The following is a 22510-nucleotide window of genomic DNA, read 5'->3' as shown; positions in this document are numbered from 1 at the left end:
GAACTTCAATTAGGAGAGCGTTATCCATCTGGAGTATACAACGTGATTGTAACTCAAGGGGAAAACACTAAAACACTTCGTGTGATTAAAAGATAATCATTCGTTTTAATACAAATGAAGCCTCCTTTTCTTCTGAAGAGGGGGCTTTTTTTGTTTATAAGGTTATAAGGTATAAAAAGTTTAAAGTGGAAAGCTTGAAGGTAAATTGACTTTTGAAGTTGTAAATACATTTCTAACAAACGATTTCTTACATTTTTTACTTTGCAGTAAACCCCATTCTTTTTGAAGAATACAAAGCTAACCACGCTCTAGGGTTGAGTAGACGCATGTTGAATTGTATTTATAATTGTGTATGATTTCTCTACAAAAACCAAATAATATGCAAAGCATGTAAAATATTATTAAATTATTAATAAAAAATAAAATATTTATTTATTTTTGTAACATGTCTAGGTGGTGGTGTTTGTTTCTAATAAGTTAATTTTGCGAGAATTAGCCGTATAAAACGTGTTTTTTTAGTGTAAAAAAATGTCGTTTTATATGTGTATTTAGTATAAACACGTTTCATCAGACCTATAAAAAACCAAAAACTCTTAGAAAAACTTATAACTCAAAATTATGAATACACGTTTACTACAAACTTTTCAAAAAATAGTAAAACCATTCAAAGTGCAAGGACTTCTTGCGGGTCTCTTGCTTCTCACCATGATGAGCACAAAAACCCATGCGCAATGTATTGGACCGTATCAAACTTTTGAGAGTTTTAAAACGTTACCAACTACGTGGACGTTTACTTCATTTACTTCAGCTTTGAATACTACCAACTCAAGAACAGGAGCCAACTTATTGCAATCTTCTGTTTCTACAGGGGCTACTGCAGTTACGCCAAGTTATACAAATACTAAAACAGTAGCTTTTTATATTAATAAAAGTGGAGCTGCAGGAGCTGTAATAACCTATGATTTGCAGTTTTCTTCCGATGGAGGAACCAATTGGTATACAATAACAGCTGGAACAAATACAATAAATGGAGAAAGCATTACAGCTACGATTCCAACCCTTCCAACAACAGTAGGAGTTGCTGGTTGGAGTTTGGTTACGGCTACCTTTAATACCAATCATCAATTGGATGCAACACCGACTAATAGTTCGTTTAAATTTAGAATTAGAGATACAAGAGCTTCTGGAGTAGCAGGAACATTATGGGTAGATGATTTTTCGATCATGACCTATAATACATCTCCTAATGACAATACGATTGTAGTGCCTATGCTCAATCAAGCTTCAGCATGTACAGTTACTGTGCCTGCTTCTGGGAATTTAAATTTTTATGATCAAGGAGGTTTGAATGATAATTATAATAAATCTCAAACACAATACATCTATTTTCAACCAACCAATGCTACCGATAAAGTACGTATTACATTTCAAAATACTTTTGCCTTAGATGCAGCTTCAAACATTACAGTATATAATGGGAATGGAACCGGAGGAACCGTTTTATTAAATGCATACACCAATACAACAACGTTACCTAGTACTACAGTGTATACGTCATCATCATCAGATGGAAATATTTCAATAAAATTTGTATCTTCAACTACTTCACCACTTGCAGGGTTTGATATTAAAGTGGAGTGTATTGGGAATTTAGCGATTACGAGTTTAGGGTCAACAAGTGGTTGCCCGGGTTCTCAATTAGTGATTAATGGGTCTGGTTTTACGGGAACCACAGCCGCCAATGTAACTATTGGTGGTACAGCGGTTTCGTCTATTGTTTCTAATACAGGAACGGTGCTTACGGTAATTCCAGCTACTGGGTCGTCTGGTACGGTTTCAGTGACCAATGGTACAACCGTAACTTATGGAACGTATACTGTAAATGCGGTACCTGTAATTACATCTGTAGCTATGGGGTCGCAAACAGTCTGTTCAGGAATAACTGCTACAGCTTTATCCATCAGTGCTACGGCAGGAAGTGGTTCCATTTCAAGTTATCAATGGTATAGTAATACTTCGGCTTCAACCAGCGGAGGAACTTTATTGACAGGAGCCAATGCGGCTACATACACTCCTTCATCAGCAGTTGTAGGAACTTTATATTATTATTGTGTGGTTACCAATTCAAACGGATGTTCGGCAACCAGTGCGGTGTCGGGCGCTGTTACGGTTACCTCACCCCCAACAACATCCACCAATGGTGGAAACCTTTCGGCTTGTAAAGGAACAACTACGACTGGTTTAGGAGGAAATACACCTTCTGTAGGTACTGGAACTTGGACATGTACAGCCGCTCCAGCGGGAGGAAGTACTTCAGATATTACGTTTACTTCTGCCACGACACCAAATACCACAGCTATCGTATCAGCAAGTGCGACAGCAGGAGCTTATACCTTAACATGGACTATAGCGAGTGCGGGATGTACTTCTTCTACGTCAACTTTAACCTTGACGGTAAATGCGGCGCCAACGATAACTTCGGTGGCTATGTCGGGACAATCAGCATGTACTAGTGGGACACTTACGGCTTTGTCTATTAGTGCTACTTCAGGAAGTGGTTCGATTTCAACCTATCAATGGTATAGCAATACGACAGCTTCAACCAGTGGAGGAACAATAATTTCAGGAGCCAATGCGGCTTCCTATACTCCGTCTTCTGCTTCAGCAGGGACTTTATATTATTACTGTGTGGTAACCAATTCGGTAACATGTTCTGCAACTAGTGCGGTATCGGGTGCTATTGTAGTGTCTAATTCTGCAACAGCCCCAACAGCAATCGCAGCAACTGCAATTGGAGGAACCTCGTTTACGGCCAATTGGAACGCGGTTTCAGGAGCTACAGGATATTATTTAGATGTGTCTACCTCTAATACCTTTGCTACTTTTGTAACAGGGTATAACAATTTGTCGGTAGGAAACGTGACTACTTATGCTGTTAGTGGGTTAACACAAAACGTGACCTATTATTATAGAGTGCGCGCTGTCAACGCTTGTTCAACAAGTACTAGTTCTAATACTATAAATTTAACAACTGTTTCTTTGTCGTATTGTGTTCCAACCTATGCTACAGGACCAGCTTTAGGGGACCAGATTACAAATGTTACTTTAGGAACTTTAAATAATACCTCTGGTGCATCAACAACACCATTTTACACATTTTATAATTCAGTAACGATTCCAAATTTATACCAAGGAAATAATGCTACAATATCCGTTTCTTTCGGAACCGACTCAAGACAATTTGTTGGCGTATGGATTGACTACAATCAAAACGGAACTTTTGAAGCTTCAGAAGGTGTGGTTTCAGTAAACAGTGCCGGTTCAAGCGGAACGGTTTCTTTAACCCTTCCAGTACCTGCAGGAGCGCTTCTAGGAAATACTCGTATGCGTGTGCGTGGAGGAGATGATGCAGCTTTGTTAACTTCTCAAGCGTGTGGAGCAACCAATAGTGTTTATGGAGAAACTGAAGATTATATTGTCAATATTATTGTGGTACCGCCATGTACTGTATCCTTGCCTACTAGTTTAGTAACTTCCTATATTACAGCTACTACGGCAACCTTATCATGGTCGGATGCTTCTTTTGCACCAAGTAGTGTGTATAATTACTACATTAGTACGTCTTCAACGCCTCCTACGGCTGGGACAACCCCAACAGGTACGGTAACAGGGGTAACTTCAGTCAATTTAACAGGTTTGACATTAGGCTTAACGTACTATTGTTGGGTACGTACGAATTGTAGTGGGTCTACCAGTTCTTGGTCTGTTTCAACAAATTTTACAACTGTTACACTTGACGTGGTCGTTTTGAATGGGTCTTCTACAGGAGGTACTACAACAACATGTAATGGAAAATTCTATGATAGTGGAAATGCAACAGGAAGTTATTCTAATAGTGAATCGTATACGTATACTTTTGTTCCAGCTACATCAGGTTCAAAATTAAAAGCGGTATTCAATTCCTTTGCTGTTGAAAATAGTTATGATTATCTAAGTATTTACAGTGGAACTACAGTTACGCCAGCAAACTTGATTGGAACATATACCGGAGCACAAATTGCAGCAGGGACGGCTTTTTATTCTACTGCAGCAGGAGGGGAGTTAACGTTCAAATTTACTTCCGATGGTTCTGTGGTGTATAGCGGATGGGATGTGAGTTTGTCTTGCGTGTTGGTGCCAACGATAACCAGTTTTACTCCAACGAGTGCGTGTTCGGGAAGCACCCCAACAGTAACGATAACAGGAACTAATTTTACAGGAGCTACTACGGTTTCTTTTAACGGAACACCCGTAACGCCAACTTCGGTAACAGCCACTCAAATTGTGGTAACTTTACCAGCGGCAGCAACGACAGGATACATTTCTGTAACCACTCCAACTGCTTCAGGAACAAGTTCTTCTATGTTCTATATAAAACCAATTCCAAATACACCAAATGCAGGAGTTGATAAAATTATTTGTCAAGGAAATAGTGCTGCTTTGTCTGCTACTGGATCGATAGGAAGTCAAGTTATTGTTCAAAATAACTGCAGCTCGTTTTCTGCATGGACTACTAATGATACCAGCCGATGGACGATTGTAACGTCAAACAATGCAAGTGGTTCTACTGGAGGGGAAATGCGTTTTCATTGGTTAACAACATCAACATTAGATGATACCGTTCAGTTAGCTCAAATGATTAATACTACGGGCTATACAGGATTGAATTTTTCATTCCGTCATATGTTGGATTGGTTTACGGGAACATTTAGTCTTTACATGGAAACTTCGCCTGATGGAACGAATTGGACAACGAGATGGACCGTTTCACCTACAGCTGATATTGCAGCTTCAGGGGTTAGTATAGATTTGTCTGCTTTAGATGGTACGAGTTTTTATGTTCGTTTCAGATTTAGTGGCAATACATGGAATATCAATGATTGGTATATAGATGATGTAACTCTAACAGGAAACCCAACCTTGAGTTACACTTGGTCTACGAGTGCTACATTATCACCTGTAGTTGCCACTACGCAAGGTACTTCAGTATCACCAACAACAACAACAACTTATTATGTAGCTAGTACTTTAAATGGTTGTAATTCAGCTACAGATAATGTTCTTGTTACCGTTAATGCTAAACCTACTGGTGTGGTGAGTGGTTCAACATCTGTATGTAGTGGAGCTACGGCAACGGTAAGTATTACTTTAACTGGAACTGCACCATGGAATTTAACATACTCTAATGGGTCTACGTCAACTTCTGTAACGGGAATAACAACTAGTCCATATACTTTTACTACACCAGCAATTACAGCCACCACGACCTATACTTTGACTGCATTAAGTGATGCTTCTTGTTCTGCAGTAGCAGGAGGGATGACAGGTAGTGCAGTGATTTCATTAAGCACTCCTCCAACTATAACTATAGCTTCTGCGGTAGCTCCAGTGTGTTACAGTAATTCAAATCAAAATACTACTTTAGCTTATACAGCCACATCGGGTTCTATAGCAAGTTATAGTGTGGTTTGGAATACAGCACCATTTATTGGAACTCAAATGAATACAAATGCTACTTTTCCAGGGTCCAGTCCCTTAACGATTACCGTGCCTGGAGGTGCAGATAATACAGTGACAAATACGGCTTTGTTAACCGTTACCAATTCTAATGGATGTGTCAGTGCAGCATATCAATTTTCTGTAACGATCAATACATCTCCGGCGGTTACTATGACTGCAAATAGTCGAACTATATGTTATGATGCGTCAAATGCACAAACAGTAAGCTATAATTATACTAGTGCCAATACATTAAATTCGTATGATGTGACTTGGAACGCTACGCCTGCTAACAGTTTGCCAACCATTTCAAATGCACCTTTTACGACAAGTTCAGGTACCATTTCAATTACAGTTCCAGCGGGAACAGCTGGAGGAACTTACACGGGTACTGTAACGCCTAAAAATGCTAGCTGTGGAAATGGAGCTTCACCGAGAACCATTACTTTAATTGTAAGTGCGCCGTCAATTACACCATCGGCAAGTCCGGTGCAAGTGTGTTATAGTGCAAGCAGCCAGACAGCAAACCTAACATATACGAATGCAACCGCGACTCCAACAACATATAGCATCGTGTGGAGTGCTACTCCAACCAATTCATTTACAAATGTTACCAATGCAGCTATTACGGCAAGTCCTATCGTGTTGTCTATTCCTGCTGGAACAGCTATCAATACGTATACGGGAACCATTACCGTGAAAAATGCTAATGGATGTACGAGTCCTTCCTCTTCATTCTCAGTAAATGTTAATGGTATCCCAACTATGACGGCATCATCGGCAGTTACTGCGGTTTGTACGAGTACCTCTGCTCAAACCTCGGGCTTGAGTTATACGGCAACTACGTATTCGCCAACATCATATAGTATTGACTGGAATGCAGCAGCAAATACAGCTGGATTATCCGATCAATCTTCAACAACTTTTACATTTGGAGCAGGAAGCGGAACTATAAATACCATTGCAATTCCAGCCAACATTACAGCAGGAACCTACTCGGGAACTATTACGATTTCTAGTGCAGCTACTTGTGCGTCATCTTATCCTATCACTATTGGAATAGGTAAGAAATGGGCAGGTACAGTCTCGTCTGATTGGACGAATGCTTCAAACTGGACACCAAGTGGTGAACCAACCACCTCAGATTATTGTGTAGTAATTCCTTCTGGTACACCCAATAATCCTGTGATTGCTTCAGCTGCAAATTGTGGTAATTTAACCATCAATTCTGGAGCTACCTTGACGGTAAATGCTGGGTATTCTTTAACAGTTCAAGATTATGTAAAAACAGATGGAACGTTAACGATAAACAATGGAGGTAGTTTAGTTCAGGTTAATAATGTGGCCAATTCAGGAACAGGCTCTATGGTTTATAAAAGAGATGTGTCTGGTTTGAAAGGATACGATTATATTTATTGGTCATCTCCAGTTGCGAGTCAGAATATTGCTACTCTTTACAGTTCTCCAACACCCGGAGGAATGTATTATTGGGATGTTTTAGCAAACAATGGTAATGGTACAGGCGGAAATACAAGTCAAGGAAATTGGGCTAATGCTTCTGGAGCAATGCAAGTAGGTAAGGGGTATATCATACGTGCCTCAAACAGTTACAGTTGGACGGGAAGTTTAACGAGTACTTTTACTGGAATTCCAAATAATGGTACTTTAACCTATCCATTATATCGAGGGGTTTATCAAGGTGCAGCAACTTACATTGGAAATAATGGTTCAGTTATTGGACAATGGGATGATAATTATAATTTAATAGGGAATCCTTATCCATCTGCTATTGATGCTATATCTTTTTTAAATGATACAGCGAACAGTTCGAAAATACAAGGATACGTTTATTTATGGACGCATGGGACTGTCCCAAGTTCGTCGGTTAATAACCCATTTTATGGTTCATATTCTGTAAATTATAATTTAAGTGATTATATAGTATACAATAGTTTAGGAACTTCAACGCCAACAGGGTTTAATGGTAAAATTGCGGCAGGACAAGGGTTTTATGTGGCTTTAAATGATGGCGCAACAGTGACAGATGCTTCACAACCAATAACATTTAAAAATACGATGCGTAGTGCTTCCTATAATAATACGCAATTCTATAAAAATAATGCCTCAGCAACAAGTGCGGATTCTGAAACACATCGTATTTGGATTGATTTTATTGATACAAATCATAGTTCTACAAGTACTTTAGTCGGATATGCAACAAATGCTTCTAATGGGGTCGATCGTATGTATGATGCAGTAACAGGTATTGATGGTAATGTTTTATATTCTATTATAGACAATCAAACCTATAGTATTCAAGGAAGAGCGATTCCTTTTGATACAGAAGATCGAGTGTCTTTAGGATATCATGCGGCTACAGCAGGTAATTTCACTATTGCAATTTCTGCCGTTGATGGGTTATTTCAACAAGGACAACCTATTTATTTGGAAGATAAATTATTGAACATAATATACGATCTAAGACAAGCGCCATACAACTTTAGTACAACAGAAGGAATATATAACGATCGTTTTGTGTTGCGTTTTACCAACAGTGCGTTAAGTACATATCAAATTGGAAACTCAAATGTTGCCGTAAGCGTAAACAATAATCAATTAATGGTTAAGGCAAATAAAGAAATAGATTCAATACAAGTATTTGATTTAACAGGAAAGTTAGTTCGAGTGTATAATGAATCTATAAAAACGAACGATTTCAAAGGGGAGTTTGTCTTTGAAAAAGGAGTGTATTTAGCTAAAATTCAATTAACAGATGGAACTTTAGTAAGCCAAAAAATAATGAATTAAAAAACACGCCTCTAGGGGCGTGTTTTTTGTTTAAAAAGCTTTGACTTTTTGCTAATTTTCTCTTAGGTTTTTACAAAATCCTTTGAGGTTTTTCTCAAGTCCTTTGAAAAATTATTGAAGTCCTTTGAGGTTTTTCATGGCTAATTTAATGAAGTTTACATACCAATATCCTCTATCATTAGTAAAGTCAAATTAGCAGTTTTCTAATAATCGACACTCTTAATAAAACCATCTTAAAGAACACAAAATAATTGCTATATCGATTAGTTTATTATTGGATTGAAAAAAAGCCGAGACATCATCGTTTCGGCTTTTTGGTTTTTTAAACTACATGATTCTTCTGTAGTTTAGTTCTTGAGTCATTTTGTTGAGTTTTTTACCAGGTCGGAAGCGCACACGACCTTTTTCAATGTCGTTTACTGAAAATTCGGCTTCTGTAAGTCTGCCTTTAGATTTTAACGTGATGTTGAAACTTCCCAATCGACCAACTCTAACGATTTTCCCTTGCTGTAATTGTTTTAATATGTTTCGTTCCAACGACAACAAAACAGCATAACAATCGGATTCGGTTAGAGTAGTTTTATAAGCAATTTGCTCAGAAAGTGACTCAAAATCTACTTCGCCATCAGCTATCGCTGTTGCATAGTACTTCTCAGGAGCCGATGCGTCCTGAGGATTCTTTTTTAAAATAAGCTTGTATTTCATAATAAAATGATTTAATAGAGTTATTTGTTTAACTCTATATATTTTACTCTGAATCATAATTATCTTTCACTTAAATATTATATTTATTAAAAATATAATAAAAAAGACTTTTAAAAGAATATAATTGAATTAAAATAATAATTTGTTATTAATGTGATTAAAAAATAGGATTAATGTTAAATTATATTTAAAAATATTTTGATGTATAAAAAGTATTGGTTAATTTAGTGGTGTTAATTCTTTTTATTCAAGAAAAATAAAAATTCTTATACTAATGAATAAGTTGATTTGAAAAAATATTTTTTTTTTAAAAATTAAATTGTAACTTGTCAGGCTAAAATATATTTGATAAACTAGCTTTTTTATATGGTAAATGCTGTTGTTTTAATAATTTTAAGTTATTTTTTAAGTTTCTTTTTTAAAGAAAGAAGTAGTTTTTTGTTAAAAACCGCCTCTTTTTTTATTTTTATTTTAATTTTTTTTAAAAAAATATTGGTTCAGCTTCCATGGATTCAATATGTAAATAAAAAGATTAAAATGTTTTTTTATTTTATAATTTCTTCCCCTTTTTTAGAAGGATATTTGAAGCCTATTTTTCAAGTATTCTCTTTGAAGGCGTGCGATTCGAGCACAAGAAGAGATTATAACTTTCCAACGTCTCCTTTGGGAGCGCCGCTATATATTCACGGTAATTGTGTGAACAATTACAAAACTAATTTTTTTAACCCAATTTATTAATTATGATGAATGACTACAAAAATTGGGCTTCTGGCATAGTTGCCAAGCTCAAAAGCGGAGTTGGTATCAAGGAGGCTTCGCCGCCAAGATACAATTCTATAGTCGCGAATACTTCGTGGCTAGTTAGTATCTTGTTGTATGTTGTTGGTGTTTTACGAACGCCAATTGATACTTCAAAAAGGTATTCTCAGCAAAAAAGTTTTTCTAAAAAATTGGCGTATTTAGCTCTGCTGTTTATTTTTACAATGAATAGTGGTGTTTACGCTCAAAGTGTTTTTACAGATGGCTTTGAAACTGGTAATACAGATGCATCCACAACAATATCAGGATGGACTAACACTACTGTAACTGGAAGTAACTGGACAGCTAATACTTCTGCAACAACTTATAATAGAACTCCTAGAACAGGGAGTTGGGATGTTACTTTAAGATACGGTAGAACAGCATGGTTGTTTAAACAAGTAACTCTGACAGGAGGTGCTTCCTATAGTTTTTCTTGCTACGCTAGACAAGATGGTACAACTACTTCAAATGCTTCTATTAAGTTAGCTTATGGAACTACAGCTACTGCTGCAGGTATGACGAATACAATTGTTAATACTACGGGTATTGGTTCATCTTATGTTCTAATCACGGGTAATTTTACACCAGCTACTACAGGTACATATTATGTGGGAATTTTAGGAACAATCAATTCAACGCCATGGTATATCACTTTGGATGATGTTTCTTTAACTCAACTAGCGTCACCAACAATATCTTCTTTTACTCCAAGTACTCTGTGTGTTCAAGGAGGGCAAACTGTAACAATTACAGGAACTAACCTAACAGGTGCTTCTGCTGTTAAATTTAATGGTGTTAATGCAACGTCATTTAATGTGGTAAGTGCTACTAGTATTACAGCAGTAGTGCCAGCCAACGTTACGGATGGTACTATTACGGTTACTAATCCTGCAGGGACTGCAACTTCAGGGTCATCGTATACTGCTGCACCTACACCAACGGTTGGGGTAAGTTCGGGTAGTACGATATGTTCTGGGCAAAGTGTATCGTTAACAGCCACAGGAGGATCTACTTATTCATGGTCACCTGCTACAGGATTGAGTGCTACAAATACAGCTTCTGTAACAGCAAGTCCAACGACTACTACAACTTATACCGTTACGGGTGCAAGTGCTGCAAATTGTACAGCTACAGCTACAGTAACTATTACTGTAAATCCTACACCAACTGCTATTTCAATTGCTCCCCCTGCAGGATTTTGTAGTGGTGGTGTTGCAACTTTAACGGCTACAGGAGGTGCTTTTGCAACTTCTAAATTCACAGATGGTTTTAATGCGTTATCAACTAATTTTGCAACAAGCACCGTTGGAACAGGAACACCAACTGCTGCATTGAATACTACATATCAATCAGAGGGTTCAGGTTCAGTATTATTTAATACTACCTCTACAAGTGCTAGTGTTGCTTACAGTTTGAATTCTAATGTTAATTTAAGTGGAGCTTCATCTGCGCAATTAACTTTTTCTCATCAATTAAGTTCTGAAGCAAGTTATGATTATGGTTATGTAGAATATTCGTCAAATGGGGGTTCAACATGGACAACTTTTCCAACATCAAGTTATGCGGGTTCAGGAACATTAAAAAATAGTGTAGTAAGTTTTGATAGCAGTAGTTATTCTTCATGGTCAGGAATTACGACTGCTTTTTCTAATACTTTTTGGAAAACAGAAACTATCAACATTCCTGTAGCGGCTTTAACAAGTCAGTTTAGAATACGTTTCCGTTATACTACTGATAGTAGTACTAATTATTTGGGTTGGTTAATTGATAATGTTAATATTTCAGCTACGTCTTCTCAGATTGTATGGTCTCCGTCTACTAATTTATATACAAATGTAGAGGCTACCACTGCTTATTCAGGAGGTACTGCAGCTACAGTGTATGCTAAATTGACTTCTTCAACTACATACACAGCAACAGCTGCTAATGGTTCTTGTTCATCTACAGCTACTGTAACAGTAACACCAAACCCACTTCCAACAATTACTGCGGATAGTGCTGCTACTATTTGTACTGGAGGTTCAGGAGCAACATTGACTGCTGCTGGAGGTACAAGCTATACTTGGTCTCCAAGTACAGGATTGAATGGTACTACTGGTAGTTCTGTTATAGCAAATCCTTCAGATACGACTACGTATACTATTACAGGTACGGATGCGAATGGATGTGTGAATACAGCAACTTCTACAGTATCGGTAAACAATTCAGTTGTTATTGGTACACAACCAGCTAATCAAGTAATATTACAAGATACAGCTGCATCATTCTCGGTTACAGCAACTGGTACAGGAATTTCCTACCAATGGCAAGTAAACGACGGAGGAGGATGGGCTAACATCGATGGAGCTACTAATGCTACTTATACTATTGATTCAGCTTCTGCTTCATTAAATGGGTATGTGTATCGTTGTGTAGTTACAGGTACATGTAATACGGTAATTTCGAGTTCAGCTACTTTAACAGTTGGTTCAGTAAGTATTACCACACAACCTTCAAATCAAGTGGTTTGTAGTGATGCAGGTGCTACTTTTTCTGTATCAACGTCAGGAGATGTAACGTCTTATCAATGGCAAATGAGTACTAATGGTACTTCTTGGTCTGACGTAACGGATGCTACATCAGCTTCTTTGGTATTAAGTGGATTGACGTCTACAGACACAGGAAAACAATACCGTTGTGTATTGAATGCGGGTGCAGTAACCTCAAATGCCGCTACCTTAACAGTATATAATGCTATAGCTATTGGGACACAACCAACCAATCAAACGGTTTGTTCTAATGCAGCTTCGGTAACATTTACAAGTGCGGCTACAGGTTCTGGTGTAGCTTATCAATGGCAAGTAAGTACGAATGGTACATCTTGGAACAATGTTCCTGGGGCTACTGCAGCTGCTTATACCATCAACACACCTGGTGTTGGTTTAAACAACAATCAATATAGAGTTATCGTTTCTGGAACTTCTCCATGTAGTGCGGTAACCTCTGATGTGGCAACTTTAACAGTTAATCAAGTAGTAGCTATTACGACTCAGCCAACAGCGGTAACGCAATGTGCTTATGTTACTACGCCAGCTGTTTTCACTGTAGCTGCTACAGGTACAGGTATAGCTTATCAATGGCAATATACCACTAATGGTACGACTTGGAATGATATGACTGGAGAAACAGCTTCTTCATTATCTATTGCTACGCCAGAAACATACAATGGTAATTCGTTCCGTTGTGTGGTTAGTGGAACAGCACCATGTACATCTGTAACGTCAAATGCTGTGGTGTTAACAGTAACACCAAGTTTTGGAGGTACTTATACAGTAGGTACAGGAGGAAATTATGCAACATTAACAGCGGCAGTTGCGGCTTACAATGCAGCAACATGTTTTACTGGGAATGTGGTGTTTAATTTGACTGATGCCAACTACTCAACGAGTGAAACATTCCCAATAGTTATTAATGCTAATGCTAATGCAGGGACTAATACTTTAACGATTAAGCCAAATACAACGGCAACGATCACAGGCTCATCGGCTTCTGCAATTGTAAAATTAAATGGAGCGGATAACGTAATTATTGATGGGTCTAACAATGGGTCTAACGATAAGAGTTTAACAATTGAAAACACGAATACTGGTACATCTTCAATTGTACTTTGGATTGGTAGTGCTTCTGCTACAAATGGAGCTACAAACGATACTGTTAAAAATATTATTGCTAAAGGAAACGGTCCAGCCACAACTCTAGCTGCAATCATGGCAGGTAGTGGAACAACTGCTGGAGGTGTTGCTGAAGCTTCAAATACTAATTTGACTATTCAAAACAATACTGTAATGAAAGCTCAATATGGTATTGGAGTTGCAGGTAACGCAACCTACCAAACAGGTACAGTGATTTCTGGCAATACAGTAGGTTCTACTACCGCTGCTGAATATATTGGATACAGAGGTATTTTTATATCTAATGTTTCTGCAGTTTCTGTTGCAAACAATAATGTATTTAATGTTAGAACATCATCTTCTATCAATGTATCTGGTATTGAAGTTACAGCAGGTGTTATCAATGGTAGCATCAATGCCAATACAATCAGTAATGTTAAGAGTACTTCAACTTCTGGGTATGGTGCTTATGGAATTAACTTCTCATCAGCTACAGGTACAACAGGAGTTCTTGTGTCAAACAACATGATTTCTGGTCTTGAAACAGCTAATTACAGTACTACAAGTACTACGTGGAATGCATTCGGTATTCGTATTGCTGCGGCTGTCCCAGGTTTAAAAATTTACCACAATACTGTTAATATGTATGGGACTGTGGGTGCTGGAACTTCTGCAGGTATGTCTGCAGCATTTTGTACAGCTGCTGCAGTAACTGGATTAGACGTTAGAAATAATATTTTTAATAATGCACAAAAATTTGGTACTACAGGTTCATTTGCATACAATATGTATTTGACTACTGGTACTACTTTTAGTACTATTAACTACAACAACTATTCAGGAGCTACAACAACTAGTACTACCTATAGACTAGGATATAGTGGTTCTGCAGCTGTTTTAGATTTGGCAGCTTGGAAAACCTATACAACTCAAGATGCTCAATCGCTTGCAGTAACTCCAAACTTTACTTCTAATAGTGATTTACATTTAAATGTAGGAACTAATACAGGTTTGGATAACTATGGTACTGCGTTAACAGATGTTACAACTGATTTTGATGGAAACGCTCGTTCTGCAACTCCAGATATGGGGGCGGATGAGTTTACTACATTAACATGTGCTTCTCAAACTTTAACAGCAGGTACGGCTAGTTCAACAGTGGCAGGATTCTGTAACTCAACTACTGGAGCTACTTTGTCTGCTACAGGATATACTATTGGTGTTGGAACAACCTACCAATGGGAAATGTCTACAAATGGAACGTCATTTACTGGGCAAGGAACAGCTAGTGCTAACTATGCTAACCTTTCTACAGGAGCATTAAGTGCTACAACATATTACAGATTAGCTGTAATTTGTGATGGTGGTTCAACAGAATACTCAAATGTACTTACGATTACTAAGTATACTGCTGCAGTAACTACAGTATCTGCCGGAACAACAATTTGTGCAGGACAATCGGTTACTTTAACAGCAGATGGTTCTTCAACCTATGCATGGTCACCTGCTACAGGATTAAACGGAACTACAGGAGCTTCAGTTATCGCAACGCCAAGTACTACAACAACATACACCGTAACAGGTACTGACAGTAATGGTTGTGCAACAACTGCCACTGCTACGGTAACAGTTAATGCGTATCCAAGTACGGTTTCAATTACAAATGGGGCTTCGTCTCTTTGTGCCAATACAGTGATGTCGTTGACTGCTACTGGAGGGACAGTAGGTGGTACGGGTACAGCTACTTTAGGAGCTGGAGCTTCTACAAGTACAAGTGCAGGTGTTAACCCATTCTATGGAGGTTACGGTGGTGTGAAAACACAATTCTTAATTAAAGCTTCTGAGTTGACTGCTTTAGGTATGACAGCAGGAAACATCAACAGTTTAGCATTGAATTTAACAACCGCGGGTTCTACTTTAACTAATTTAGGTATTAGCATAGGTTCGACTTCTTTAACAGCGTTAACTTCTAATATTGAAACTGGTTTATCTTCAGTATATACTACTTCAAGTTTTGTACCTACTGTAGGAAGTAATACTTTCAACTTTAGTACTCCTTATTCATGGAATGGTACATCTAACATTATTGTTAGTTTCTGTTGGAGTAATGCTAATACATCCAATACTGTTTCAACTGTAAGTGTAGATGCACCAGGCTTTACTTCTTCAAATGCACGTTATGTGGATAGTGTGGTGGCTGCAGATGTATGTTCATATACAGGAAGTACTACACCTTCAGGATGGAACGGTGCTTCTACTACAGGAACTAGTCGTCCTAAAATGGTGTTTGGATATTCTACAGTTCAAGCTACATCAATGACTTGGTCTCCAACAACAGAGTTGTATACAAACGCAGCAGCTACAACACCATATACAGGTGGTGCAGCTACAGTAGTATATACAAAACCAAGTACGTCAAGAACCTATACAGCTACAGCTTCAAACGGTTCTTGTACTACAAGTGCTACAACTAATGTAAACCCAACGCCTGCGCCAGACTTTACATTAACTAGTGATGTGGCAATCTGTAAAGGAAACGCAACTACATTGACGGCTGAAACCAATACTTTCACGTATGCATGGTCACCTTCAATAGGGTTGAATGGAACTACTACTGCTTCGGTAACAGCGAGTCCAACGACTACAACTACATATACTGTTAATGTAACAGATACAATGACAGGATGTAGTGCACCAAAAAGTGTAACAGTTTCTGTAAGTGAACCAGGAGCAATTAATTCTGTAGGTACAACTACCTCACAAATTACTGTTCCAGGAGGTACCACTACATTTACAGTAGCTACAGCATCTGGGGCTACATATTCTTACCAATGGCAAGTAAATGATGGTTCAGGATGGGCTAACCTTTCTGAGGATTCATACTATTCAGGGGTAAACACTGCGACTTTAACATTAAGTAATATTGAAGCATCTTTTGATCAATATCAATATCAATGTTTAGTAACAGGGGCTTCTCCTTGTGCTACTTTAACACCAATCGTGGCTACGTTGACAGTTAGTAATACGGGTATTGCTACACAACCACAGTCAGTTACGGTTTGTGATCCAAGTTCAACATCGTTTACTATTGTAACCAATGGAGATGAACCTTATGGAATTCAGTGGCAAATGAGTATAGATGGAGGGGCTACATACAACGATATCGCTGAGGGTACAGATGCTACAACAGGAATGACTTTCTCTGGTGTAGATACAACAACATTAAGCGTGTCTGATATCACATTAGCAAACAATGGTGTGAAATTCATTTGTGTGTTAAACTATTATTTAAATAGTGATGCAGCTACATTAACGGTGAAACAACCAGTTTCTATTACTTCCAATCCAACAGACCAAACCGTTTGTTCAACAGGAGGTTACGCCTCATTTACTGCAACAGCTACAGGTGATGATTTAGCATACCAATGGCAAGTAAGTACTAACGGTACTTCATGGTCAAATTATACAGGAACAGGAGCTACTACAGCATCTATTTCTGTTGTGAATCCAGCAGTTTCTGCAAATGGAACACAATATAGAGTAGTGGTTTCAGGTAACGCTGCTTGTAGCAGTGCTACTTCATCTGCAGCAACCTTGTACATCAATAATCCTACGATTACTACAGCGCCTACAGCAGCTTCAGTTTTAAGAGGAAATACAGCTACATTTACGGTTGCGGCTAGTGCAGCAACGTCATATCAATGGCAACGTGCTGCTACTTTGAACGGAACCTACACTGATGTAGCGGACGCTACTCCAGCTGGAGTAACGTATTCTAATGCTACATCGGCTACGTTATCAGTAGTAACATCTGCAACTACAGCAACAGGTACTGCAAACTATTATCGTTGTGTGGTAACAAACAATGGATGTACAGTGACTTCAACTGGGGCAGGAATGACAGTAAATTGGTACTGTACACCGGCACCAACTTCTGTTGACGGTACAGGTATTACTAATGTGACTATGGGTTCTATCAACAATACTACTGGTGCAGAACCAGGAAGATATGGTGATTATACGGCTCAAAGTACAACTACAACTCAATTATCAACAGTTGACTTTAGCATCAGGTATGCTACAGGGTATACTTATGGTACTAAAATATGGATTGACTTTAATGATAATGGTGTGTTTACTGACTCTGGTGAGCAAGTTTACTACGGATTATCAACGGCTACTAATCCAACAACATTATCAGGAAGTTTTGCAGTTCCATTAACAGCTCCTCTTGGTTCTCACAGAATGAGAATTGGAGGTTCTGATAATGATTCAGGAGTAGATCCTTGTTATGCTTCGTCTTATGCAGCATTTGAGGATTATTCTATTGTAATTACACCGGCACCTACATGTGAGGGTACACCTACAGCTGGTACAGCTGCATCGTCTGTTTCTTATGTTTGTTTAGGTTCTGGTACAAATGTTTCAACAACAGGAGCAACAAGTGGCGTTTTAGGTATATCATATCAATGGTATTCATCAATGAATGGAACTGATTTTACTGCAATTTCAGGAGCTACTTCTTCAAGTATAGCAACAGGAGCTTTAACTCAAGGGACTTATTACTATTCTACAATAACTTGTTCAACAAGTGGATTGTCAGCTAATACAAATACTGTATTTGTAGATGTATATAATCCATTAATTACAGGAACAACTCCAGCAGGACGTTGTGGAACAGGTACTGCTACTTTAGGAGCTACTGCTAATGATAATGCTACTATAAATTGGTATGCAGCGTCTACTGGAGGTGCTTCATTGGGTACAGGAACTAGTTTTACAACTCCAAGTATATCGGCTACAACTACTTATTATGTTGAAGCTTTTAGAGGTGGGTCTCAACAGAATTTAGGAAATCAAGATACTGCAGCATGGTCAGAAGCTAATTTCTATACTACTTCTTCAACAGATGCAGGTATTGTATTTACTACACTATTACCAAATATTACTATCAAGGGAGCAAATGCTTATGTAACTGGAACGGGTTCATTAACATATACGTTAAAAAATCCTTCAGGAACAACAATTGCAACCTATACACAAAATGTAACAAATGCTACTTCTTCAACAGCAGTACATGTTGATTTACCATCATCATTTACAACTGGTGCAGCTGCAGCAGGATATAGTTTAATATTAACTAAAACGGGTGTTACATGGTACTATTTTACAGGATCATACCCATATACTTCTAGTGCATTAAATATCACTAGTGGATGGGGTTGGGGTGCCACTACAACTGATGTTAGAGGTATTCACAATATTGACTTTATTGCAGGATGTACCTCTTCAAGAACAGCTGTAACAGCTACTGTAGATGCTTTACCAATAGCTACTATTTCTTATGCAGGGTCACCTTTCTGTAGTACTGCTACAACAGGCGCTGTAACAAGAACAGGTACAACAGGTGGAACATATTCTGCAGGTGCTGGTTTAGCTATTGATGCTTCTAATGGAACAATCAATGTCGCTGCTAGTACACCAGGTTCTTATACAGTTACGTATGCTATGAATGGCACTACATATTGTTCAGCTCAAACGGCTACAACTACTGTAGTAATAAATCAAGCATTAACATCTGACTTTGGTTATGATGCTCCAACATATTGTACAAATGGGGGTACTGTTACTCCTAGTGTAACAGGAACAGCTGGAACATTTACAGCATCGCCTGCTGGCTTAAGTATTAATGCTTCCACAGGAGTTATTACATTAGCTTCTTCAACAGAGGGTACTTATACAGTAACGAATACCGTTTCTGTGGCAGGTTGTTCAAATAGTGTTTCTACAACTACTGTAACAATAAATAAAGCAGTTGTTATAACAACACAACCAGTGGGAGCTTCTCAATTAATAGGAGACAATACATCATTCTCAGTTGCTGCAACTGGAACAGGATTGTCTTATCAATGGCAAGTAAGTACAAATGGTACTTCTTGGTCTGATATTTCTGGTGAAACAGGAACTACATTAAGTATAACAGCAGTTACTGCTGATATGAATGGATATCAATACAGAGTAGTGGTATCTGGAGCAACTGCTTGTTCTTCTGTAACAAGTGATGTGGCTATATTAACAGTGAATACTGCGGCTATTACAACACAACCAGCAAACTATATAGCTTGTAATGAGGGAGCTAATTCAGCTTCGTTCTCTATCGCAACTGTAGGTGTTGTTGATACATATCAATGGCAAGTAAGTACAAATGGTACTTCATGGTCTGATATTTCAAATGACGCAATGTATGCTAATGCAAATACGGCTTCATTATCTGTTTCTGGATTAAGTTTATCAAATGATGGATGGAAATTCCGTTGTGTGGTAAATGGAGTAGTGTATTCAAATGCAGGTGTTTTATCTGTTAAAACAGCAGTAGCTATAACTACTCAACCTACAGCATCAACTGGATGTGATGCTGGTTCAGCTTCATTTAGTGTGGTTGCAACGGGTTCTGAATTAAGCTATCAATGGCAAGTAAGTACTAATGGTACCTCTTGGTCAAATGTTACTGGTGCCACAGCGGCAACATTAACATTGAATAGTTTAACTGTAGCTATGAATGGGTACCAATATCAAGTAGTTGTTTCGGGTGCATCACCTTGTAGTGCTGTAACTTCAACACCGGCTATTTTGAATGTAAATACTGCAGTAGCAATAACAACACAACCAGCTAATACAACTGCTTGTGCGGGCTCTAATGCTATATTTACTGTATCAGCTAATGGCACATCTCCAACTTACCAATGGCAAGTTAAAACTACGGGTGGTTCTTGGACAGATATTGCAGGAGAAACAGGAGCTTCTTTAACTCTTGCTTCGGTAACTACAGCTATATCTGGAAATAAATACCGTGTAGTTGTTTCTGGTGCTGCGCCATGTGGTTCAGTAACGTCTAGTAACGCAACATTAACAGTAAGTCAACCAGCAGCACCAACGTTTGCTTCTAGTACTGTTAATGTATGTCCTGGAAGCGTAGCTACTTTAACTGTAACTAACCCATTGACTGTAACAAATCAATTGGGAACAGGAACAACGACTACATCTTCTATGGGAGTAACTCCTTTTGGTTCATATTATGAAGGAGCAAGAGAGCAGTATTTGGTTCGCGCTTCTGAATTAATTGCATTAGGTTATAGTGCAGGTAACATTACATCATTAGCATTTAATGTTACATCTGCAGGTTCTTATGCGCAATCAAATTTCTCTATTAAATTAGGAAGTACAACTTCTAATAGTATTTCTGCTTTTGCTACTCCAGTAGGGGGCTATACTACTGTATATTCAATAGCATCATTAGCTACTCCAGCTACAGGATGGAAAACATTCTCGTTCTCTACTCCTTATGCATGGGACGGGACTTCAAATATCTTAGTAGATGTTTGTCATGATAATGATACTAATTCGACATGTTCATCATGTTATGGTACATCTTCTACTGTTGAATATACTTCAACTTCATTCAATTCGGTTTATGGTACTTATGGAGATAATGTTCAAAGTTGTGGTACTACTTCAACTTCAACTACTTCTGTAACAACAAGACCAAATATGAAGTTCAGTATTCAAGCTGGTACAACAACATGGTTACCAACAACTGGATTGTATACAGATCCTTCTGCAACTACTGCTTACACAGGCGGTAACGCAGTAACTGTATATACTAATACTACAACTTCAACTACGTATACAGCAAGTAATGTAAACACATTAGGATGTGCTAATACTTCAAATGTTGAGGTGAATGTTTTAGCTCCGGCTACGTTAACAGGTGTAACACAGCCAGCAATCACTTGTTCTGGTGCGCAAACTACATTTGCCTTAACAGGAATGTTAGCAAACAGTACATCTACTATTAGCTATACGGTTAATGGTGGTGCTACACAAACTGTAAGTGGTGTAGTAGCAGACGCTAATGGTAATGGTACATTCACAATTGCTTTAGCTGGATTTACTAATGGTCAAACATTGGCAATAACAGCTATTCAAAGAACAGACATAACGCCTAACTGTACTACAGCAATTACTGCTAATAATACGGTTACGATTGCTGTTCGTTCATTAGTTACCTATTATGCGGATGCCGATGGTGATGGTTTTGGTAATTATAGTTTGCCAACTATTACTTGTCAAGGGCAACCAACAGGTTATGTACTAAATGGTACAGATTGTAATGATGCAGATGCTACAATGAATACAACCTATTCGTTCTATGCAGATACAGATGCTGATGGTTATGGAGCAGGAAGCGCAGTAACTTTGTGTGCTGTTGATGCTTCTACTGCACCTTCAGGATATGCTGTAAACGGAACAGATTGTAATGATTCAAACAGTTCAGTATATCAAAGCGGTTCATTATATATCGATGCTGATGCAGACGGATATAATGTAGGAACCGAGACAGTTTGTTATGGAGCGACTGTTCCAACAGGATATTCATTATCTACAAACGGAACAGATTGTAACGATGCTGATGCTAGTATGCATGCAACGTATTCGTTCTATGCGGATACAGATGCTGATGGATATGGAGCAGGAAGCGCAGTAACTTTGTGTGCTGTTGATGCTTCTACTGCACCTTCAGGATATGCTGTAAACGGAACAGATTGTAATGATTCAAACAGTTCAGTATATCAAAGCGGTTCATTATATATCGATGCTGATGCAGACGGATATAATGTAGGAACCGAGACAGTTTGTTATGGAGCGACTGTTCCAACAGGATATTCATTATCTACAAACGGAACAGATTGTAACGATTCAGATGCTACCGTTCATACTCCAATAACATATTATGTTGATGCAGATGGCGATGGATATGGATCTACAACAACTGGAAGTTTCTGTTCATTGACTGCACCTACAGGATATTCTGTAAACAATACAGATTGTGATGATTCAAATGAATCGATTCACGTAGGCGCGATGTATTATGTAGATACCGATGCTGATGGTTATGATAATGGAACAGCAACGTTCTGTTTAACATCAGCGCCAAGAGGCTATTCAGC

The 22510-nt window shown here is 38.2% G+C and carries 3 protein-coding genes; 2 read left to right on the top strand and 1 reads right to left on the bottom strand.

The annotated features are described in order from the left end of the window. The first annotated feature begins 618 nt into the window (after positions 1 to 618). Positions 619 to 8346, top strand: a complete 7728-nt coding sequence (locus tag CLV55_RS12610) for a GEVED domain-containing protein (RefSeq protein ID WP_112114156.1) — start codon at positions 619 to 621, stop codon at positions 8344 to 8346. Between the two features lie 327 nt (positions 8347 to 8673). On the opposite strand, the gene CLV55_RS12605 is transcribed toward CLV55_RS12610, so the two are convergent. Then, positions 8674 to 9051 carry an HU family DNA-binding protein gene (locus tag CLV55_RS12605; RefSeq protein ID WP_112114157.1) on the bottom strand — a complete coding sequence of 126 codons (378 nt, stop codon included), beginning with the start codon at positions 9049 to 9051 and terminating at the stop codon, positions 8674 to 8676. Between the two features lie 740 nt (positions 9052 to 9791). Between CLV55_RS12605 and CLV55_RS12595 the strand changes: the two genes are divergently transcribed. After that, positions 9792 to 22510 (top strand): beta strand repeat-containing protein (locus tag CLV55_RS12595; protein WP_146739576.1); only part of this gene is annotated, 12719 nt, incomplete at its 3' end.

The organism is Flavobacterium aciduliphilum (assembly GCF_003268855.1).
In the GTDB taxonomy this organism is placed as follows: domain Bacteria; phylum Bacteroidota; class Bacteroidia; order Flavobacteriales; family Flavobacteriaceae; genus Flavobacterium; species Flavobacterium aciduliphilum.
Note: the sequence above shows the minus strand (reverse complement) of the source record. Positions and strands in the feature narration are given on the sequence as shown.